General features: G+C 70.0%; 19 protein-coding genes. 10 read left to right on the plus strand and 9 right to left on the minus strand.

What is annotated here, in order from left to right:
* Position 1 precedes the first annotated feature (1 nt).
* The 8 genes from C8D87_RS18630 to C8D87_RS18670 all read left to right on the plus strand — a co-directional run bounded on the left by C8D87_RS18630 (position 2) and on the right by C8D87_RS18670 (position 6603).
* A complete protein-coding gene (locus tag C8D87_RS18630) occupies positions 2 to 781 on the plus strand; it encodes an SCO3242 family prenyltransferase (RefSeq protein ID WP_112227747.1) in 780 nt (259 codons plus the stop codon).
* The gene (locus C8D87_RS18635; protein ID WP_112227630.1) at positions 778 to 2106 is read left to right on the plus strand and encodes an EboA domain-containing protein; all 1329 of its coding nucleotides are present in this window, start codon (positions 778 to 780) and stop codon (positions 2104 to 2106) included. The genes C8D87_RS18630 and C8D87_RS18635 overlap by 4 nt, the downstream gene beginning before the upstream one ends.
* Complete coding sequence (locus tag C8D87_RS18640; protein ID WP_109642749.1) at positions 2106 to 2960, plus strand: TatD family hydrolase; 855 nt, start codon at positions 2106 to 2108, stop codon at positions 2958 to 2960. Before C8D87_RS18635 ends, C8D87_RS18640 begins: the two co-directional genes overlap by 1 nt.
* Positions 2957 to 4048 (plus strand): metabolite traffic protein EboE, encoded by a 1092-nt coding sequence (gene eboE / locus C8D87_RS18645; protein ID WP_112227631.1) that lies wholly within the window; start codon positions 2957 to 2959, stop codon positions 4046 to 4048. The genes C8D87_RS18640 and eboE overlap by 4 nt, the downstream gene beginning before the upstream one ends.
* Positions 4045 to 5433 carry an alkaline phosphatase family protein gene (locus C8D87_RS18650; RefSeq protein WP_109642702.1) on the plus strand — a complete coding sequence of 463 codons (1389 nt, stop codon included), beginning with the start codon at positions 4045 to 4047 and terminating at the stop codon, positions 5431 to 5433. The genes eboE and C8D87_RS18650 overlap by 4 nt, the downstream gene beginning before the upstream one ends.
* Complete coding sequence (locus C8D87_RS18655; protein WP_109642700.1) at positions 5430 to 5696, plus strand: helix-turn-helix domain-containing protein; 267 nt, start codon at positions 5430 to 5432, stop codon at positions 5694 to 5696. Before C8D87_RS18650 ends, C8D87_RS18655 begins: the two co-directional genes overlap by 4 nt.
* 258 nt (positions 5697 to 5954) lie before the next feature.
* Positions 5955 to 6230: a hypothetical protein gene (locus tag C8D87_RS47790; RefSeq protein ID WP_233440293.1), complete on the plus strand. Its 276-nt coding sequence runs from the start codon at positions 5955 to 5957 to the stop codon at positions 6228 to 6230.
* A 175-nt stretch (positions 6231 to 6405) separates the two neighbouring features.
* A complete protein-coding gene (locus tag C8D87_RS18670) occupies positions 6406 to 6603 on the plus strand; it encodes a hypothetical protein (protein WP_112227632.1) in 198 nt (65 codons plus the stop codon).
* Positions 6604 to 6668: 65 nt separating this feature from the next.
* On the opposite strand, the gene C8D87_RS18675 is transcribed toward C8D87_RS18670, so the two are convergent.
* Positions 6669 to 8399, minus strand: coding sequence for a sensor histidine kinase (locus tag C8D87_RS18675; RefSeq protein WP_112227633.1), 1731 nt, complete (start codon positions 8397 to 8399; stop codon positions 6669 to 6671).
* A 3-nt stretch (positions 8400 to 8402) separates the two neighbouring features.
* Positions 8403 to 9050 (minus strand): response regulator transcription factor, encoded by a 648-nt coding sequence (locus tag C8D87_RS18680; protein WP_112227634.1) that lies wholly within the window; start codon positions 9048 to 9050, stop codon positions 8403 to 8405.
* Positions 9051 to 9209: 159 nt separating this feature from the next.
* On the opposite strand from C8D87_RS18680, the gene C8D87_RS18685 reads away from it, so the two are divergent.
* Positions 9210 to 9596 (plus strand): hypothetical protein, encoded by a 387-nt coding sequence (locus tag C8D87_RS18685; protein ID WP_112227635.1) that lies wholly within the window; start codon positions 9210 to 9212, stop codon positions 9594 to 9596.
* 11 nt (positions 9597 to 9607) lie between these two features.
* Positions 9608 to 9904 (plus strand): hypothetical protein, encoded by a 297-nt coding sequence (locus C8D87_RS18690; protein ID WP_112227636.1) that lies wholly within the window; start codon positions 9608 to 9610, stop codon positions 9902 to 9904.
* 82 nt (positions 9905 to 9986) lie between these two features.
* Here the strand turns inward: C8D87_RS18690 and C8D87_RS18695 are convergent, their stop codons facing one another.
* The 7 genes from C8D87_RS18695 to C8D87_RS18725 all read right to left on the minus strand — a co-directional run bounded on the left by C8D87_RS18695 (position 9987) and on the right by C8D87_RS18725 (position 16688).
* Positions 9987 to 10088, minus strand: a complete 102-nt coding sequence (locus tag C8D87_RS18695) for a helix-turn-helix domain-containing protein (protein WP_215732371.1) — start codon at positions 10086 to 10088, stop codon at positions 9987 to 9989.
* 236 nt (positions 10089 to 10324) lie between these two features.
* Positions 10325 to 11359, minus strand: a complete 1035-nt coding sequence (locus C8D87_RS18700; protein WP_112227638.1) for a beta-ketoacyl-[acyl-carrier-protein] synthase family protein — start codon at positions 11357 to 11359, stop codon at positions 10325 to 10327.
* A 20-nt stretch (positions 11360 to 11379) separates the two neighbouring features.
* On the minus strand, positions 11380 to 12504 hold the full coding sequence (locus tag C8D87_RS18705; RefSeq protein ID WP_112227639.1) for an FAD-dependent monooxygenase: 1125 nt from the start codon (positions 12502 to 12504) through the stop codon (positions 11380 to 11382).
* Positions 12501 to 13499, minus strand: coding sequence for a 3-oxoacyl-ACP synthase III family protein (locus C8D87_RS18710; protein ID WP_112227640.1), 999 nt, complete (start codon positions 13497 to 13499; stop codon positions 12501 to 12503). The genes C8D87_RS18705 and C8D87_RS18710 overlap by 4 nt, the downstream gene beginning before the upstream one ends.
* Position 13500: 1 nt before the next feature.
* Positions 13501 to 13767 (minus strand): acyl carrier protein, encoded by a 267-nt coding sequence (locus tag C8D87_RS18715; RefSeq protein ID WP_112227641.1) that lies wholly within the window; start codon positions 13765 to 13767, stop codon positions 13501 to 13503.
* Position 13768: 1 nt separating this feature from the next.
* Complete coding sequence (locus C8D87_RS18720; RefSeq protein WP_112227642.1) at positions 13769 to 15037, minus strand: cytochrome P450; 1269 nt, start codon at positions 15035 to 15037, stop codon at positions 13769 to 13771.
* Positions 15027 to 16688: an acyl-CoA dehydrogenase family protein gene (locus tag C8D87_RS18725; RefSeq protein WP_112227643.1), complete on the minus strand. Its 1662-nt coding sequence runs from the start codon at positions 16686 to 16688 to the stop codon at positions 15027 to 15029. Before C8D87_RS18725 ends, C8D87_RS18720 begins: the two co-directional genes overlap by 11 nt.
* Positions 16689 to 16785 lie beyond the last annotated feature (97 nt).

The following is a 16785-nucleotide window of genomic DNA, read 5'->3' on the forward strand; positions in this document are numbered from 1 at the left end:
GATGAAGGCGTACGTGGACCTGGTGCGGGCACCAGCGGCACTCACGGTGCTGGGTGACACGCTGGTCGGCGCAGGAAAACCGTTGCGGGGCAAGGGCTTGTTGCTACCGCTGGCGTCCGTCTCGTTGTACTGGGCGGGAATGGCGCTCAACGACTGGGCCGACCGCGACCTGGACGCGGTCGAACGACCGGAACGACCGATCCCGTCCGGCCGGATCAGCCCGGACGCGGCCCTGGCCACCGCAGCCGGACTGACCGCGCTCGGCGTCGGTCTCGCCGCGGCTGCCGGTCGCAACGCTCTGCCGCTCGCCGCGGCGGTGTGGGCTTACGACACCGTGCTGAAGGCCACTCCCGCCGGACCGTTCGCCATGGCAGCCTGCCGGGCGTTCGACGTGCTGCTGGGTGGCCGGGCCGTCCTGCCCGCCGGACTGATGGCCGCGCACACCCTTGGTGTGACGGTGTTGTCGCGGGGTGAGGTGCACGGCACGTCACCCCGCACGGCGAAAGCGGTCCTGTCGGGCACGGTGCTGACGGCGGTGGCGGCAGGCGTCTCCACCCGGCGGTTCACCGGGATCGCGGCGGCGCTGGGCTACGCGGTCACGGTAGGGCGTGCGCAGTGGCAGGTGGTCCGGCAGCCGTCGGGCGAGGCCGTCCGCACCGCGACGAAGGAGGGCATCCACGGCATGGTGCTGCTCCAGTCCGCGCTGACCGAGCACGGCGCGGCGCTGCCGCTCGTGCTGCCGCTGGCCCGAGCGCTGAGCAGGAAGGTGAGCCCGACATGACGTTCCAGCTCGGCTACGGCACCAACGGGTTCGCCAACCACCGGCTCGACGACGCTCTCGCCGTGATCGCCGATCTCGGCTACACGGCGGTGGCGCTCACCCTCGACCACCACCACCTCGACCCGTTCGCCGGCGACGTCGTCAAGCAGACCGATCGGCTTGCCGCACGCCTGCACGAACTGGGACTGGGCGTCGTCGTGGAGACCGGCGCGCGGTACCTGCTCGACCCGCGCCGCAAGCACCACCCGACCCTGGTCAGCTCGGACCAGGCGGTACGGGTCGACTTCCTGGTGCGTGCCAAGCAGATCGCGCTGGACCTCGGCGCGGACTGCGTGTCGTTCTGGTCCGGAGTGGGATCCGCGGACGACTGGGACCACCTGAGGTCGGGCGTCGCCGCGGTGCTGGAGAGCGGGCCGGGAGTCCCGATGGGACTGGAGCCGGAGCCGGGCATGGTCGTGCAGTGGCTCGACCAGGCACTGCGGCTGCGGACCGAGCTCGGGAACCCGGAGGAGCTGAGGATCACCCTCGACGTCGGGCACTGCGTCGCGGTCGAGCCGCAGGACGCGGCGGCGTGCATCAGGCAGGCGGGCGAGCTGCTCGTCAACGTGCAGCTCGACGACATGCTGCCCGGTGTGCACGAGCACCTGGAGTTCGGTGAGGGACAGCTGGACCTGCCCGCCACGCTCGCCGCGCTGACCGGCATCGGCTACACCGGCGTCGCCGCGGTGGAGCTGCCCCGGCACAGCCACGCCGCACCGGACGTGGCGGGGCGGGCACTGCGGGCGCTGCGCGCGGCGGAGTGGCTGGCCGAGGCGGAACGGGCGGTCCGCGCCGATCCCGGCGCGATCGACACCCTGTTCCCCGCGGCGGGAAGGGCGGTGGGAGCAGGACAGGACGCCGCACGGGTCCGCCTGCTCACCGCGTTCGCCGACGTGTCCGGCGATCCGGTCGACGGCCTCACGAGGCTCTACCGGTACGGCACCTCCGCGGAACGGCGAGGTGTCCTGCGCGGGCTGGCCGAGCTGGGGGACCGGGCTCCGGCAGCCGGGGTCGCGTTGGTCGAGGACGCCCTGCGCAGCAACGAGACCGACCTGGTCGCGGCGGCACTCGGCCCGTTCGCCACCCGGCACCTCGGCAGGCACGCGTGGCGGCACGGCGTGCTCAAGTGCCTGTTCATGGGCATTCCGCTGACCGTGGTCGACGGTCTCGACCGGCACTCGGACGCGGAGCTGCTGCGCATGGTCGCCGCGTTCGCCGACGAACGCCGCGCGGCCGGCCGTCCGGTGCCCGCCGACGCTCTCGCCCTGCTCGGAAAGGCTTCGTGATGCGCATCTTCGACCCGCACATCCACATGACGTCCCGCACCACCGACGACTACGAGGCCATGCGCGACGCCGGCGTGCGAGCGCTCGTCGAGCCCGCGTTCTGGCTGGGGCAGCCGCGGACGAGCGTCGGGTCGTTCGTCGACTACTTCGACAGCCTGCTCGGGTGGGAACGGTTCCGCGCCGCCCAGTTCGGCATTGCACACCACTGCGCGCTCGCCCTGAACCCCAAGGAGGCCAACGACCCCCGGTGCACCGAGGTGCTGGACGTGCTGCCGCGCTACCTGGCCAAGGACGGTGTGGTCGCGGTCGGCGAGGTCGGGTACGACTCGATGACGCAGGAGGAAGACGACGCGTTCGCACGCCAGCTGGAGCTGGCGCTCAGGCACGACCTGCCGGTCCTCGTGCACACACCGCACCGGGACAAGCAGGCGGGCACGAAGCGAACGCTGGACGTGGTCCGCGAGTCGGGCCTGGCGCCGCACCGCGTCCTGGTCGACCACCTCAACGAGACCACCGTCCGGATGGTGGCGGACGCGGGCTGCTGGATGGGGTTCTCCGTCTACCCGGACACCAAGATGGACGAGGCTCGGATGGTGGCGCTGCTCGCCGAGTACGGCACCGAGCGGATGCTGGTCAACTCCGCCGCCGACTGGGGCCGGTCCGATCCGCTGAAGACCCACAAGACCGGGTTGGCGATGCTGGACGCCGGGTTCGGCGAGTCCGAAGTGGACACGGTGTTGTGGCACAACCCGGTCGAGTTCTACGGCCAGAGCGGCAGGCTGGCGCTCGAGCCGGTGGCGGCGGGTGCGGTCGACGCGGCCACCGGCAGCTCGGTGCTGCGGGGTGAACGGTGATCGCCTACTGCACCAACGTCCACCCGGCTCCCGACCTCGCGGGCATCCTGGCTCAGCTCGACCGGCATGCGGTCCGGGTGCGGGAGGCGCTGGAGGCGGACACGCTCCCCTTGGGACTGTGGCTGCCCGCGCCGGTCGCACGAGGACTCGCGGAGGACGGCACCGCACTGCAGCACTTCCGCGCCGAGCTTGCGAGCAGAGGACTGACGGTCTCCACGCTCAACGCGTTCCCGTACGGTGACTTCCACGACGAGGTGGTCAAGCACGCGGTGTACTTCCCGACGTGGACCGATTCGCGCCGCCTGCGGTACACAGTGGACTGTGCGGCCGTGCTGGCTGACCTGTTGCCCGATTCCGCGTCCTACGGCAGCATCTCGACCCTGCCACTGGCCTGGCGGGAGCCGTGGACGGGCCGCGACGACGACCGTGCCGCGGAGGCTCTCGCCGAGCTCACCCTGTCCCTGCGCGCCGAGACCCGCCGGCACGGCAGACCGATCAGGCTGGCCGTCGAGCCGGAGCCGGGTTGTGTGCTGGACACCGTCGCCGACGCGGTCGGCTGGCTGGCCGGCCGGGTCGATCCCGACCACATCGGGATCTGCCTGGACACCTGTCACCTCGCGGTGTCGTTCGCCGATCCGGCCGAGACGGTCGCGTCGATCCGCCGGGCAGGGCTGGAGGTGGTCAAGGTGCAGGCGTCGGCGGCACTGGAGGTGGCGGAACCCGGCACTGCGGCGGGCAGGCGGGCGATCGCGGAGTACAGCGAACCCCGCTACCTGCACCAGGTCCGGGAGAACACCCCCGGCGGTGTCCTGGCGGCGGACGACCTGCCGGAGGCGTTCGAGACCCTGCCCGCCGAGCACCCGTGGCGCGTGCACTTCCACGTGCCGCTGCACGCTGTTCCGCCCGCACCGCTCACGTCGACCACCGACGTGCTCGTGGCCGCTGTAGCGGCGGTGGACCCCGGCACGCACGTCGAGGTGGAGACCTACACCTGGACCGTGCTGCCGGGTGCGGGCGACCTCGCTGACGGCATCGCGGCGGAACTGCGCTGGGCGGCGCAGCACCTGCGGACGGGAGTGGCGGTGTGAAACCGCTGGTGGTCCTCAACGTCGTCGGCATGACGCCGGCGCTCCTCGAACACATGCCCAATCTCTCGCGGCTGGGCTGGCAGGCCGAGCTGGGCACGGTGCTGCCCGCCGTGACGTGCAGCGCGCAGGCCACGCTGCTCACCGGTCTCACCCCGGCGCAGCACGGGATAGTCGGCAACGGCTGGTACTTCCGCGACCTGGGCGAGATTCACCTGTGGCGTCAGCACAACCGCCTCGTCGGAGGGGAGAAGCTCTGGGAGACCGCGCGTCGCGCCCATCCCGGCTACACCGCCGCCAACATCTGCTGGTGGTACGCGATGGGCGCCTCGACCGACATCACCGTGACCCCTCGGCCGATCTACCACGCGGACGGGCGCAAGTCGCCGGACTGCTACGTCCGCCCACCCGGCCTGCACGACGAACTCGTCGGAGCTCTGGGCGAGTTCCCGCTCTTTCAGTACTGGGGCCCCACGGCGGCACTGGCGTCGAGCGAGTGGATCATCGGCGCCGCGCGGAAAGTCCTCGCCGAAAGGCGGCCTGACCTGTTGCTGGTCTACGTGCCACATCTGGACTACGACCTGCAGCGGTTCGGACCGTCCTCACCGCAGGCGGTCAAGGCGGCGGCGGACGTGGACCGGGCGCTGGCGCCTCTGCTGGCCGACGCGTCGGACGCCACCATCGTGGCGTTGTCGGAGTACGGCATCACCGACGCACGCCGCCCGGTCGACATCAATCGGGCGTTGCGAGCAGCAAACCTGCTCGAGGTCTACTCGCAGTCCGGGATGGAGTACCTGGATCCGTGGACGTCGCGGGCGTTCGCGGTGGCCGACCACCAGATCGCGCACGTGTACGTCGCCGATCCGGCCGATCTCCCGAGGACGAGAGCGGTCCTCTCGGACCTTCCGGGTGTCGACGTGCTGTACGGCCGGGACGCGCAGGCGTCCGTCGGGCTGGATCACGAGCGGTCCGGTGAACTGGTGGCGGTGGCCGAGCCGGACGCATGGTTCACCTACTACTACTGGACCGATGACCACCGCGCTCCGGACTTCGCCCGTGGTGTGGACATTCACCGCAAACCCGGCTACGACCCCGCCGAACTGTTCTTCGACCCGGCCGACCCGCTCGTCAAGGCCAGAGCTGGGTTGAACCTGGCCCGCAAGAAGCTCGGGCTGAGATACACGATGAACGTCGTGCCGCTGGACCCGTCGTGCGTGCGCGGCACGCACGGCAGGCTGCCCGACCGGGCGGCGGATGGACCGGTGCTCTTGTGCTCGGGTCCGGTGGCACCGCGGTCGGTCGAGCGCACCGGCCGGATCACCGCGACCGAAGTCCGCAGTCTCCTGCTCGAACTGCAGGGGATTCCCGCGGAGGAGCTCACCCGATGATCAGCCCCTTGACCGAGGTCACCATGGCGCACCCGAATTGCGATTGCTCGGTGGTCGTGGGCAAGGAACCCACGGCGGCAACCCAGCGCCTGCTGAGGCTCATGCAAACGGGCGCGACCGACCGCGCGATCGCCCGCGAACTCAGTGTCAGCCTGCGCACCCTGCACCGGCGCATCGCCCGGCTGCAGTCGTTGCTCGGCGTTCAGTCGCGGTTCCAGCTCGGCGTGCTCGCCGCCGAGCTGGAGTGGCTCCGTCCGGGGTGAACGAGACGCGACCGAACGTGTGCCGCTCGAAAGTCGTCACCGCAGCGTGGCAGCGCATCTCTTCCAGGCTGGGAGCATGCTCGGGTGATCGTGCCTCTGCTGTACGAGGTGACTTGGAAGATGCTGTCCGCCGCATAGGTGCTGCTCCGTGGTGAAGCGGAGAAGGATGCGGAGCTGCTTGTGCTGCGGCACGAGAACACCGTGCTTCGTCGGCAGTTGGCCTGTGGGGTGCCAGAACTCTGCGCTCGCTGAGCTGCAGTGATCGGGTTCTGGTGTTCCGGCGGCATGATCGTGGGCGTGGCTCTGCGACTGCTCTGTCTCGTCTTTGTTCAGCTGGGTGGTTGGTCGGTTCTGCTCGGCCGGTCGTCGGCGGCGAAGGATGTGGAGTTGCTGGTGGTGCGGGATGAGGTCGCGGTGTTGCGCCGGACTCACGGTCGTCCGCGTCTGGATCGGGCTGATCGTGCGGTGCTGGTCGCATTGGTGCGGCGGTTGCCTGTCTGGTTGGGGGAGCACCGATTGGTGACTCCAGGCTGAGAAGGGCCGTGCCCGGTCTCGCTGACGGCGATACCGACCGGGCCTGCGGACGTCGGAGCTGCCTATCTCGCCCGGTTCCAGCGATGCGGCCGTGACACGGCTGACCTGGCGCAGCTGATCAACGAGTACGAACCTGCAGCAGCCTGATGCGCAGGTCAGACGGTTAGACCGTGTTTTGGCACCCCGCAGGCGGCGAACGAGCGAAGTCGGGCTTTTCAGCACCCCGCAGGGCACCGAGAAGGACCCGACCGTCACCATCGGCTCCGAGGCGCGCTGGGCGAACCCGAGCAGCGGCCCAGCCTGTCGGCTCGAACTGATCGACGACAACGCCTTTCTGCTCACGGGCTACAACCCCAGGCAGCAGGGGGAGTGACCTGCGCAGCGAAGCCCGCATCTTCGTCGCCCAGGTCTTCGAAGCCGTGCAACTGAAGTGAGTCGTCACGGCAGCGGCAGCCGGGCGGTCACCCGGCCACCTTCGGGCCCTGGACCGGCGACCAGGGTGCCGCCGAGCTCCTCGGCGCGTTCCCGCATCGAGGACAGGCCGACACCAGGATGCCAGTCGTCACTGCGCCCACGGTCGGCGATCTCGACCTCGAGCCAACCCTCACCGGTCACCAGCCGGACCGTCGCCGACGGGCTGTCGCTGTGGCGGGCGATGTTGGTCAGCGCCTCGACGACGATCCGGTACGCCGCGACCTCGACGGCGGCCGGCAGGGTGGGAAGGGCGTCGGGAGCGCTGATCTCCACGGCCACGGGGGCACCCGCGCGGTTGCGCAGGCCCGTCGCCCGCTGGCGCAACGCGGGTACGAGGCCCAGCTCGTCGAGGGCGGGCGGGCGCATCGCGTAGACCATCCTGCGGATCTCGTCGATCGCCTGGACCGTGTCCGATCGCAGCTGGGCGATCAGCTCCACTGCCGCGGCCGGGTCGGAGTGCACGAGGTTGCTGGCGGCGTCGGAGGTGAACGCCACACCGGTCAACCGAGGGCCGAGGCCGTCGTGGAGGTCGCGCCGGAGCCTGCGGCGTTCCTCCTCCACCGCGGTGATCGTCTGGCCCCGCGACTCGATCAGGTCGGCGGCGAGAGCTCGTGCCCGCAACGCCTGTGCCAGCAGGGGAACCGTCAACCGGAACACGTGCTCGTCAGCCTCGGAGAAGGCCAGATCGCCAGGCCTGAGCCCCACGACCAGCAGCCCGGCGCCATCGAGGTCGAGGGTGCGGGAATGGGTCGTCTCGGTGCCCGACGAGGCCACCTGCTCGTCGCCGACGACCAGTGCCGCGTACGGCAACACCAGCGCTTCGCGGATCGCACGGAGCGCGAGCACCGGATCCTCGCCTATGGTGCCGGCGACCTGGGACGCGGCGCCGAGAGGATCGGGCCGCTCGCCGAACAGCAGGTGGTCGATCACCCCGCGCAGCACCGTGCGGGTGGGCTGCAGCGCCAGCGCCGAGAGTGCCGCGACCAGTGCGAGCGCGCCGACGTTGAGCTGGGTGGCGCCGACGGCGTGCAGCAGGGCCAGCGCGAGCACGAACACGGACATCACCGTGATCAGGCCGACCACCGCGACGACGGCGTGGACCACCAGGCCGCGCACGTCGACCAGGTCCGGGAGCGTGGCTCCGATGTACATCGCGGGACCCACCAGCGCGAACATCGCCACCGCGACCGCCGGCAGCACCGTGCCGGAGCCCTCCGCCGCGAACACGACGAAGCCGCAGACCAGCGTCGTGACGGCGAGGGACAACGCCATCCACACCAGTGCCCGCCGGCGTCGTTCGGTGGCGACCTCGATCCGCCACCACGTGTGCGCGAGCACGACACAGGCCTGCACGAGTCCTATCAGCGCGGCAACGTCCGCGGTGCGGTAGACGGTGGTGATCGCGCCACCCCCGAGGACGGTCACCAGCGCGGCGAAGTCGGCGGGGTGTCGCCATCCCGCCGCCGGATAGGTCACCAGTGCCAGCGGCGCGAGGACCGCGACTGCTGCGGCCACGACGATCTCGCCGAGCCGATCACGACCGGTGGCCAGCAGCACCGCGGCCGCGACACCTCCGCTCCCGGCGAGCACCATCACCGTCGCCGACACGACGGCTCGCTGCCGCAGCAGAAGCCCGGCACCGCTCACCGCGGTCGCGACCGACGCCACCGCCAGCCCGAGAGGAAGGGCCTGCACAGGTCAGCCTCCGAGGCCGCGCTCGCGGGCGCGGATCATGGCCTGCGTGCGGTCGGAAACCTGGAGCTTGCCGAAGATCGCGGTCAGGTTGTTGCTCACGGTCTTGGGGGACAGGTGCAGCGTCCGTGCGATGTCGGCGTTGCGCCGTCCTCCCGCCAGCAGCACCAGGATTTCGTGCTCCCGCGGGGTGAGCTCGGGAAACGGGTCGGCGGGCGCCGGCACGGGCGCGGCGGCGAAGTGGTCGAGCACGCGCGCGGCGATCCCAGGCCCGAAGATGGCCTGCCCTGCCGCGACCGCACGGATAGCACCGGCGATCTCGCCTTGCCCCGCGCCTTTGAGAAGATAGCCGCGGGCGCCGGCCTGCATGGCGGTGAACACCGTGGCGTCGTCGTCGTACATCGTGAGGATCAGCACCGCGGCGTCCGGCACGCTCGCACGGATACGACGCGTGGCACCGACACCGTCGCTTCCCGGCATCCGCACGTCCATCAGCACGACATCGGGACGCAGCAGCATGGCCTCACGCAGCGCGCTGTCCCCGTCGACGGCCTCACCGACCACCTCGAACTCGTCGAGCGTGCCGAGCAGCGCCCGCAGTCCCTGACGGACCACCGGATGGTCGTCGGCGATGAGCACGCGGATCGTTTCCACCTGACCATGATGACCCCGGCGTGCCCGGCAGGATCGGGACGTTCTTCCCGAGTCGGGCGCACTTTCCGGGAACGGGCGAGGGAGCGCATGCTCTGCGGACGGGATGGTCGCACGACCGATCGTGGACGTGTCCGCACCACGACAACCGAAGGAGCTCCGATGTCCACGACCGCCCGCGGGGCAACCACCACCAAGCAGAAGGTGGGGCTGACCCTCGCCGCCCTCTACTCGCTCGCCAACATCCCGAGCGCGCTCTTGCCCGCACCGGAAGGCGAGGTGGGCCCACCGCTGGCCATCCTCGTCGTCGGCAGCGTGCTGGGCGTGATCGGCCTGGTCGCAGCCGTGCTCGCGTGGCGGGGCAACCAGGTTGCGCTGCGCATCGCGGCCGGCGCCATCATCGTCGCCACCCTGACCGGTCTGCCCGCGTTCTTCGTGGACGTGCCCATGGCGGTCAAGGCGCTGGTCGGCGTGAGCGTGGTGCTGACCGTCGTCACCGTCGTGCTCATGTTCTCCGGCAAGCGCCGCCTCCCGGCCGTCACCGACTGAGGAGCCGGGACATGATCGCGATCATCACCGTCGTGGCCGCGTTTCCGCTCGGCTGCTTCCTGCGCAGCCGCCTGGCGGCATCGGTCGCCTACGGCCTCGCCTACCTGTGGGCGTTCACGTTCCAGACCCTCTACCTGCTGCTCGACTCCCTGAACGGCGGCGCCGACCCGGCGTTCACCACCGGCGAGTTCCCGTTCGAGTACGGAGCCGTGACTCTGGGGGTGCTCGTGGTCGGCTTCGGTCTGCTCAACCTGGGCCATTGGCTGCGTGCCCGGCGACGCGCAACACCGACTGCTCACCCCGCCTGAGCGCGACGCAGGACCTCGTTCTCCTGCTCCAGCAACTTGATCCGCTTGCGGGCCTCGCGCAGATCGGCCGAGTCGCTGCGGCTCACACCGGGTTGACGCCCTCGTCGGCGTCGGCCTGGCGCAGCCACTTGAACAACGTCATCGGGTGCACCCCGAAGTCCTTGGCGATCTGCTCGACCGTCACACCGGGCTCCTCGGACAGTTCGGCACGATCTGGAACCGGTGCCCTGGCGGACCTTTATCCCGATCCTGGGCTACCCCGACGACGCTGTCATCGTCACCGTTGTGCTGCACAGCGTTGTGTGCCGTGCAGGACTTGACGCGGTAGGTGCGCACTGGCCGGGACCAAGGTGTCCATGACCGGGGCATGCCCATTGAGCATCGCCGTCCTCGGCTCAGGTCGGTCAGGGTGGTCTCGTGTCAGTGCCACTCGGTGCGGCAGGCTGTCAGGGTCACGCCTGGTCCGAGGCCGATCAGCACGCCGCGGCTGCCCGGTGGCGGTGGATCGTCGAAGGTGCGGGCCAGGATGTCCATTGTGGATGGTGCACCCATGTTGCCGTGTGCTGAGAGGCTCTGGTGTGCCTTCTGCAGCAGTGCGGGGCCGTTTGGTATGCCGGCGGCGAGGATGCGCAGGATGCGCGGGCCGCCGGGGTGGGTGATCACGAATTCTGGTGGGTCGCCGAGCCAGTCGGTGAGTCGTGGGACGAGGGTTTCGATGGTGGTGAGCAGTCGTGCCGAGTTGAATCCGTGGAAGCCGTCGTCGTCGAGTCGGTATCCGACGATGTCGGCGGTGCCTGGCTGGGTGTAGCTGTACGTGTCGGTGACCGACGGGCCGTGCGGGTCATCGGTGGTCTGGACGACGCAGGCGGCAGCGCCGTCGGCCATCAGGCCGCGGAAGATCATGGTGTCCAGGCCGGTGTCGTCGGGGTGCAGGAGTGGGACGAACAGGTCCGCGCAGGTGACCAGGACTGCTTTGCCGGGGTGCCGCGCGGCTTGTTCGGTGGCGTGGCCGAGTACGTGGGGCGCCGCGGCACAGCCCAGGTACAGCACCGGCATCCGGCGCACGGTGGGAGGAAGTCCGAGCCGCTGGACGAGGGCCACGTCCAGGCCGGGCATCAGGTATCCGGCCGACGTCGCGGTGATCAACGTGTGCACGTCTTCAGGCGCAAGCCCTGCCTCGTCGAGTGCCTGGCGGGCGGCTGCCTCGCTGAGGTCGCACGCGTCGTCGAAGTGCCAGCGGACCCGTTCGCCGAGCGAGACCTTGGCCAGGTCGGCCAGTGGTCTGGAGTAGCGGCGTGTCTTGACACCGCACGCTCTGACGGCGCGCAGCGCGCGGGCGAGATCCGGGTTGTCCGCGTATTCGCGTTGCAGGTGTTCGAGGACCTCGTCGAGTGAGACCTCGTGTTCGGGCAGTGCGAGCACGGGGCGGCGGATGACCGGTGTGGCTGTGGGCATGAGTCCTCCCTGCGCGTGGTTCAGAGCCGATAGAGGTAGTGGTCGTGACCGCTGAGCGCCGCTGTCATCCAGCCCGGCATGTCCTCCGGTGTCATCGACGTCCAGCAGGGCGTTCGTTCGACCATCGCGCGCCCGAGGCGTCGTCCGATCGCCACGAGCTCGTTGCCGGCGGGGCGGCGTTGTGCGTCGTAGATCGCCAGTACCTCGTCCCGGTTGGCACCGGTGCGAAGCGCGTGCTCCAGGCTCTCCGCGTCCAGCATGGCCTTGGCGGCCCCGGACGCGGTGTGTGGCCGGGTCAGTGTCGCCGCGTCGCCGACGAGGAGGAACGGGTTGGCGGCGTAGCTGGCGGTGGTTACGTCTCGCACCGGGTGCACGCATCGCACGCCGGTGCGTCGGCAGACGTCGGCCCAGGCGGGCGGCAGAAAACGGGTGACCGTCGGCCAGACCTCGTCGGTGTCCGCGTGCCGGGGTCTGCGGGGGCGTTGGTAGACGGCCCAGAACAGTTGCCGGCCACCTGAGCTGGACGGAATGAGGTAGAAGATCGCGTGGCCGCCGGGGAAGACCGCGGTCACGAACGCCGTCGCCAGGAGGTCGGTGATCCACGTGGGCAGCCGATCGTCGGTGACAATGCCGCGCCAGAGGGCGTAACCGGCTTCCTGCGGCCGGCTTTGCGGGCTGACCTTGTCACGGACCAATGACGCATGCCCGTCCGCGCCGACCACCAGGTCGAAGGTGTGCGTTCGTCCGTCCTCGGTGGTGATGGCGCCGTTGCCGTGCACGCTCGTGACGCGGGCACCGGCGTGGTAGTCCGCGGCCACCTTGTCGGCGAGAGAGCGCCACAGCTGGCCCCAGCTGACGGCCAGGGCCGGTGCGGGTTGCCGCCACAACACGCGCCCGGCCGGCTCACCCGGCTCCGCGATGACCCACAGCCGGTCCTCCACGCGGTGGACAGGTAACCCGGGGTCCAGGTAGCCGGCCGTGGTCAGGTGTTCGTAGATGGTCACGGGCATGGCCACGCCGAGTCCGCGGTCGCGGAGGTCGGCCGTGCGCTCGAACACGGTCGCCTCGAATCCCGCACGCCGCGCGGCCAGTGCCGCCGCACAGCCGGCGACGCTGCCGCCGACGATGCCGATTCGCCCGCTCACGGGACGCGCACCACCTGGCTGGCGTAGGCCAGACCGGCACCGAAACCGGCGAGAACGGCGAGATCGCCGGGCCGCACGTGGCCGGTTTCGCGGAGACTCGCCAGTGCCAGCGGCACCGAGGCCGCCGACGTGTTGCCCATGTCCCGGAAGTCATCGGAGACCACGACGTGCTCGGGCAGGCCGAGCTGATCGACCACTCTGGCGATCACCCGCCCACCGGCCTGGTGCGGCACGAACGCGGCGACGTCCCGCCAGCTCACCCCGGCACGGTCGAGGGCCGACGTGACCACCTGTGGAATGGTCCCCGCCACCCACCGGGCCACCGCGGTTCCGTCCATCCGCAACCACGGCCGCCCCTCCGCGGGCGGGCTCGTCGCGAAGGTGACGAAGTCCGGGCGTACTTCCAGCGCCGAGGATTTCTCTCCCGCGCTGCCCCACACCGCCGGTGCGATGCCCGGCTCTTCCGCGGTGCCGACCACCACCGCGGCCGCCCCGTCGCCGAACACGATGGCCGTGTTCCGGTCGTCCGGATCGACGATGTCGAACATCCGGTCCGCCCCCACGACCACCACGCAGTCCGCGGCACCTCCCGCGATCAGCGTTCTGGCGAATTCCAGCGCGTAGCAGAACCCGGCGCACGCGGCGTTCACGTCCAGCGCCGCCGCGGACGTGGCCAGACCGTGGGCGACCCGTGGCGCGACAGCCGGTGTCGGCTGCGGATTCGTCATCGTCGCGACGAGCACGAAATCGACATCGCTGCCGTGCCTGCCGCTTGCGGACAGCGCTTTTTCCGCCGCGGAGGTGGCCATCGCCACCAATGTCTCGTCCTCGGCGGCGCGTCGTCGTCGCAGCACCCCGGTCCGTGAGGTCACCCACTCCGGTGATGTGCCCAGCCGCGCGGCGACCTCGTCGGTGGTGACGGCCCCCGCCGGCCGGTACGTACCGATCCCGAGCAGCCGCGCCGGTCGCCCTGGTGCGCCGGACAACGCCGCCATGTCACAGCTCCCAATTCTCGAGCCGGGCGTTGACGTAGTCGAGCATCATCCGGGGCGTGCGCAGGTCCTGCGCGGTGTCGTCGTCGATCGACAAGTGGTAGGCCTCCTGCATCCGATCGACCAGTTCCACGAGCGCCAGCGAGTCGACTCCGAGGTCGTCGAAATCCGTGTCCATCATGGATTCGTCGAGGGTGATGGGATCCAGTCCCGTGCTGGCGTTGAGGAATCCTTCGAGGTCCGTCAGGTTGATCTTGGTGTCCACCGACATGTCATGTCACCTTTCCGTTGAGTTCCACTGGGACACTGAGCGGCACTGTGTGTTTGTTGTTGGGGGAGAAGACGACCGGCCCCGCTGGCTGGATCTGTTCGACTTGGTCGAGCAGAGAGGTCAGCACCAGTCGCAACAGCGCTCGGCTGAGCTCGGCACCCGCACACAGGTGGCTGCCCGCGCCGAACGCCACGTGAGGGTTGGGGTTTCGCCGGATGGCGAACACGTCGGGGTCGCGGACGACCTCGGGGTCACGGTTCGCCGCCGGCCACCAGAAGGTCACCTTGTCCCCAGCGCGGATGTGCTGTCCGGCCACGATCACATCGGTGCAGGCTGTGCGCCGGTTGTACGGATTGGGCGGCGCCCAGCGGAGGACCTCTTCGACCGCGCTGCCGAGCAGCGAACGGTCGTCTCGCAACAGACGCCACTGGCCGGGGTGCTCGGCGAACGCGGCGACGGCCGCGGCCGTCGTGTTCCGCACCTGCTCGTAACCGGAGACGAACAGGACCAGCGCGTGGGCTTCCTGTTCCACTGTCGACAGTGGACGGCCACCGGGCACGTCACCGGCTGCGATGGCCCCACCGAGATCGCGGACTGGACACGCGTGCTTCTTGCTGACCTTGCGCTGGAAGTACCGCCGCATGGCGTCGAACGTGGCACGGGAGTGGTCGTCCACACGGCCGGTGCGCCGGTCGGTGAACCCGACCACTGCCCGCAACCAGCCGGTCAGCAGTGCCCTGTCCTGGTGGGGCACACCGAGCAGGGCGCAGATCGCGTGCAGGGCGAACGGTTCCGCGACGGCACTCACCACATCGAGCACACCTGATGCCACAGCACGGTTGACGAGTTCGACAGCGCGTGCACGTAGCTCGTGTAACAGCGTCTCGACCGCGGGCCCGGTGAGGAAGGGCCGCAACGCCCGCTTGATCAGCTCGTGTCTGGGGTCGTCCATCATGAACAGCACCGCACCCGTCGGCTGGCCCGCCGGCAGATCCTCCAGATGGGTGCCCCCACCCCGGCGTGTTCCTCCACCCTCGGCGGAGAAGGCGGGATCGCTCGCTGCGGCGACAATGTCGGCGTGCCGGGTCAGCACCCAGAACCCGTTCGCAGGATCGGGCCCGCACGGGTGGAACACCACCGGTGCTTCCCGCCGCAGCCGGGCGAACAACTCGTACGGAACCCCACCGGTGAACCCGCTGGGATCGGCCAGGTCGATTCCGCCGAGCACCTCGGGAAGCTCGATGGCGGGTGTCAGCCGGTTATCGGCCATGACGACCGCCGAGGAACTCGAAGGCCGAACCGGCCAGCCAGCCGCGGCTGATGGTCCGGTAATCGGGTTCGTCGTCCGGTTCGAGCTTCCGCCAGAGACCCGTCAGGCGATGCCGGGCTGCCGTGCAGTGCACGTCCGCGAGGTCCTGCGCCTCAGCCGTGTCCAGCTGCGCCGTGCGGCTGAGCACCACGCTCGCCGTGACCAGCTCCGCCGCGATCCTGCCCACGGTGACGAGGAGATGCTCGTCGGCGCCGGACGTCACCGCATCCGTGTCCCTTGTCTGCGCGCACAACTTGGCGAACCAACGGACCTGCTCCGCCACCGCGCCGAGATGGACCTGGTTGCGGAGCGAGAGACCAGTCGCGGACCGCCCGAGATCCACCCGATCGACAGCCGGGCCTTCACCGTGGGTGCCGGCCAGGATCAGCTGCGCCACCTGGCTGTCGAGCCGGAAGTCGACGTTGCCCGCAGTGCGCAGTACGCGACTGTCCCGCAGCGCCCGTTCCACCGGCAGCGCAACCGCGCCACGCCGCCGCTTGCTGGCGGCGGTCTCCACGCCCTCGGCGCCCAGCAACGACACCGTGCGATCCGCGGCGTGCCACGCAGTCCTGGTCAGCACGTTCTTCGCCACGAACCGTTCCAGCCACCGGTCAGCCAGTCCGGAGCCCACCAGACACCATCGCGCCACGCTGTCCACGGCATAGGCGTCCGCCATGGTGGCCGCGACCATCCGCTGGATCCGGGAGTAGTCTCCGAGCGGCCGGTCGTCGACGCGGCGCCGATTGACGAAGTCGCGCGACCAGGCCAGGCAGTTGCGCACGATCGCGATCGCCGGTCCGCCGGCGAGGTAGATCCTCCCGAGGAAAGCCACCGAGTTCAGCGCCGGCGGGAGCCGCAACTGACCGTCGACACCGGACAACACACGATTGGCGGGCACCCGGACCCCGTCGAAACGCAGCGCGCCACTCGGCAGACCCTTGCTGCCGATGAACTCGATCGTGGACTCGACCGAGAACCCCGGGCTCGCGGTGTCGACGAAACACACACAGACCTGGCCATCCAGCACCGCCGAGACAGCCAGCAGGCCGGCGACTGGGCCGTTGGCCGTGTAGAGCTTCTCACCGTGCAACAACACCGCCGAGCCATCACCGGTGCGGGTCGCGGTCATCCGCGGCAGCCGGTTGTTCTGCCCTGCCGGATCGGTGTCGGCGAACCCGGACAGCACCCCGTTGCCGATCCGATCCCGCACCAGCTCCCGCAGCGGTCCGTCCGGCAACACCGGATCAAGGGCACCGGCGCCGACTCCAGCGTGAACAGCGACGACCTGCGCGACCGGGACCGACCACGTCGCCATCGCGGTCACCAGCCGCAGCACGTTGTACGGCGATAACGCCGCCTTTTTCTCGGTGCGGAACGCGGCGGTGAGGAAACCTTCACGGCGTAGCGCGTCGATCAGTCCTGCGGGCAGTTCTCGCGTAGAGTCGATGTCATCGGGATCGACCTGCCGCCGCATGAACGTCTCCGCCTGTGCGACCCACTCGTCGCCGACGGCACGATCTGCAGGATCCTGTTCCGGAAACGCGCCGAGCGACTCCATGTCCAACCGCCCGGTGCGCAGACTGGTGAGCAGCGTCGGTACGTCAACCGGCATCGCGGGTAGCCCTTCAGGTTCAACGCGGCCTGCAAACACCTCCGGAAAGCGATCCTGCGCCAGGTAATGCACACCGACAACACAAAAGCGGTCATGT

The sequence above is a fragment of the Lentzea atacamensis genome (assembly GCF_003269295.1).
GTDB classification, from domain to species: domain Bacteria; phylum Actinomycetota; class Actinomycetes; order Mycobacteriales; family Pseudonocardiaceae; genus Lentzea; species Lentzea atacamensis.

What these genes read in the sequence shown, in the direction of transcription:
- C8D87_RS18630 (WP_112227747.1), top strand. Translation starts at nt 2, where the DNA reads ATGAAGGCGTACGTGGACCTGGTGCGGGCACCAGCGGCACTCACGGTG.
- C8D87_RS18635 (WP_112227630.1), top strand. Translation starts at nt 778, where the DNA reads ATGACGTTCCAGCTCGGCTACGGCACCAACGGGTTCGCCAACCACCGG.
- C8D87_RS18640 (WP_109642749.1), top strand. Translation starts at nt 2,106, where the DNA reads ATGCGCATCTTCGACCCGCACATCCACATGACGTCCCGCACCACCGAC.
- C8D87_RS18655 (WP_109642700.1), top strand. Translation starts at nt 5,430, where the DNA reads ATGATCAGCCCCTTGACCGAGGTCACCATGGCGCACCCGAATTGCGAT.
- C8D87_RS18685 (WP_112227635.1), top strand. Translation starts at nt 9,210, where the DNA reads ATGTCCACGACCGCCCGCGGGGCAACCACCACCAAGCAGAAGGTGGGG.
- C8D87_RS18690 (WP_112227636.1), top strand. Translation starts at nt 9,608, where the DNA reads ATGATCGCGATCATCACCGTCGTGGCCGCGTTTCCGCTCGGCTGCTTC.
- C8D87_RS18700 (WP_112227638.1), bottom strand. Translation starts at nt 11,359, where the DNA reads ATGCCCACAGCCACACCGGTCATCCGCCGCCCCGTGCTCGCACTGCCC.
- C8D87_RS18710 (WP_112227640.1), bottom strand. Translation starts at nt 13,499, where the DNA reads ATGGCGGCGTTGTCCGGCGCACCAGGGCGACCGGCGCGGCTGCTCGGG.
- C8D87_RS18715 (WP_112227641.1), bottom strand. Translation starts at nt 13,767, where the DNA reads ATGTCGGTGGACACCAAGATCAACCTGACGGACCTCGAAGGATTCCTC.
- C8D87_RS18720 (WP_112227642.1), bottom strand. Translation starts at nt 15,037, where the DNA reads ATGGCCGATAACCGGCTGACACCCGCCATCGAGCTTCCCGAGGTGCTC.
- C8D87_RS18725 (WP_112227643.1), bottom strand. Translation starts at nt 16,688, where the DNA reads ATGCCGGTTGACGTACCGACGCTGCTCACCAGTCTGCGCACCGGGCGG.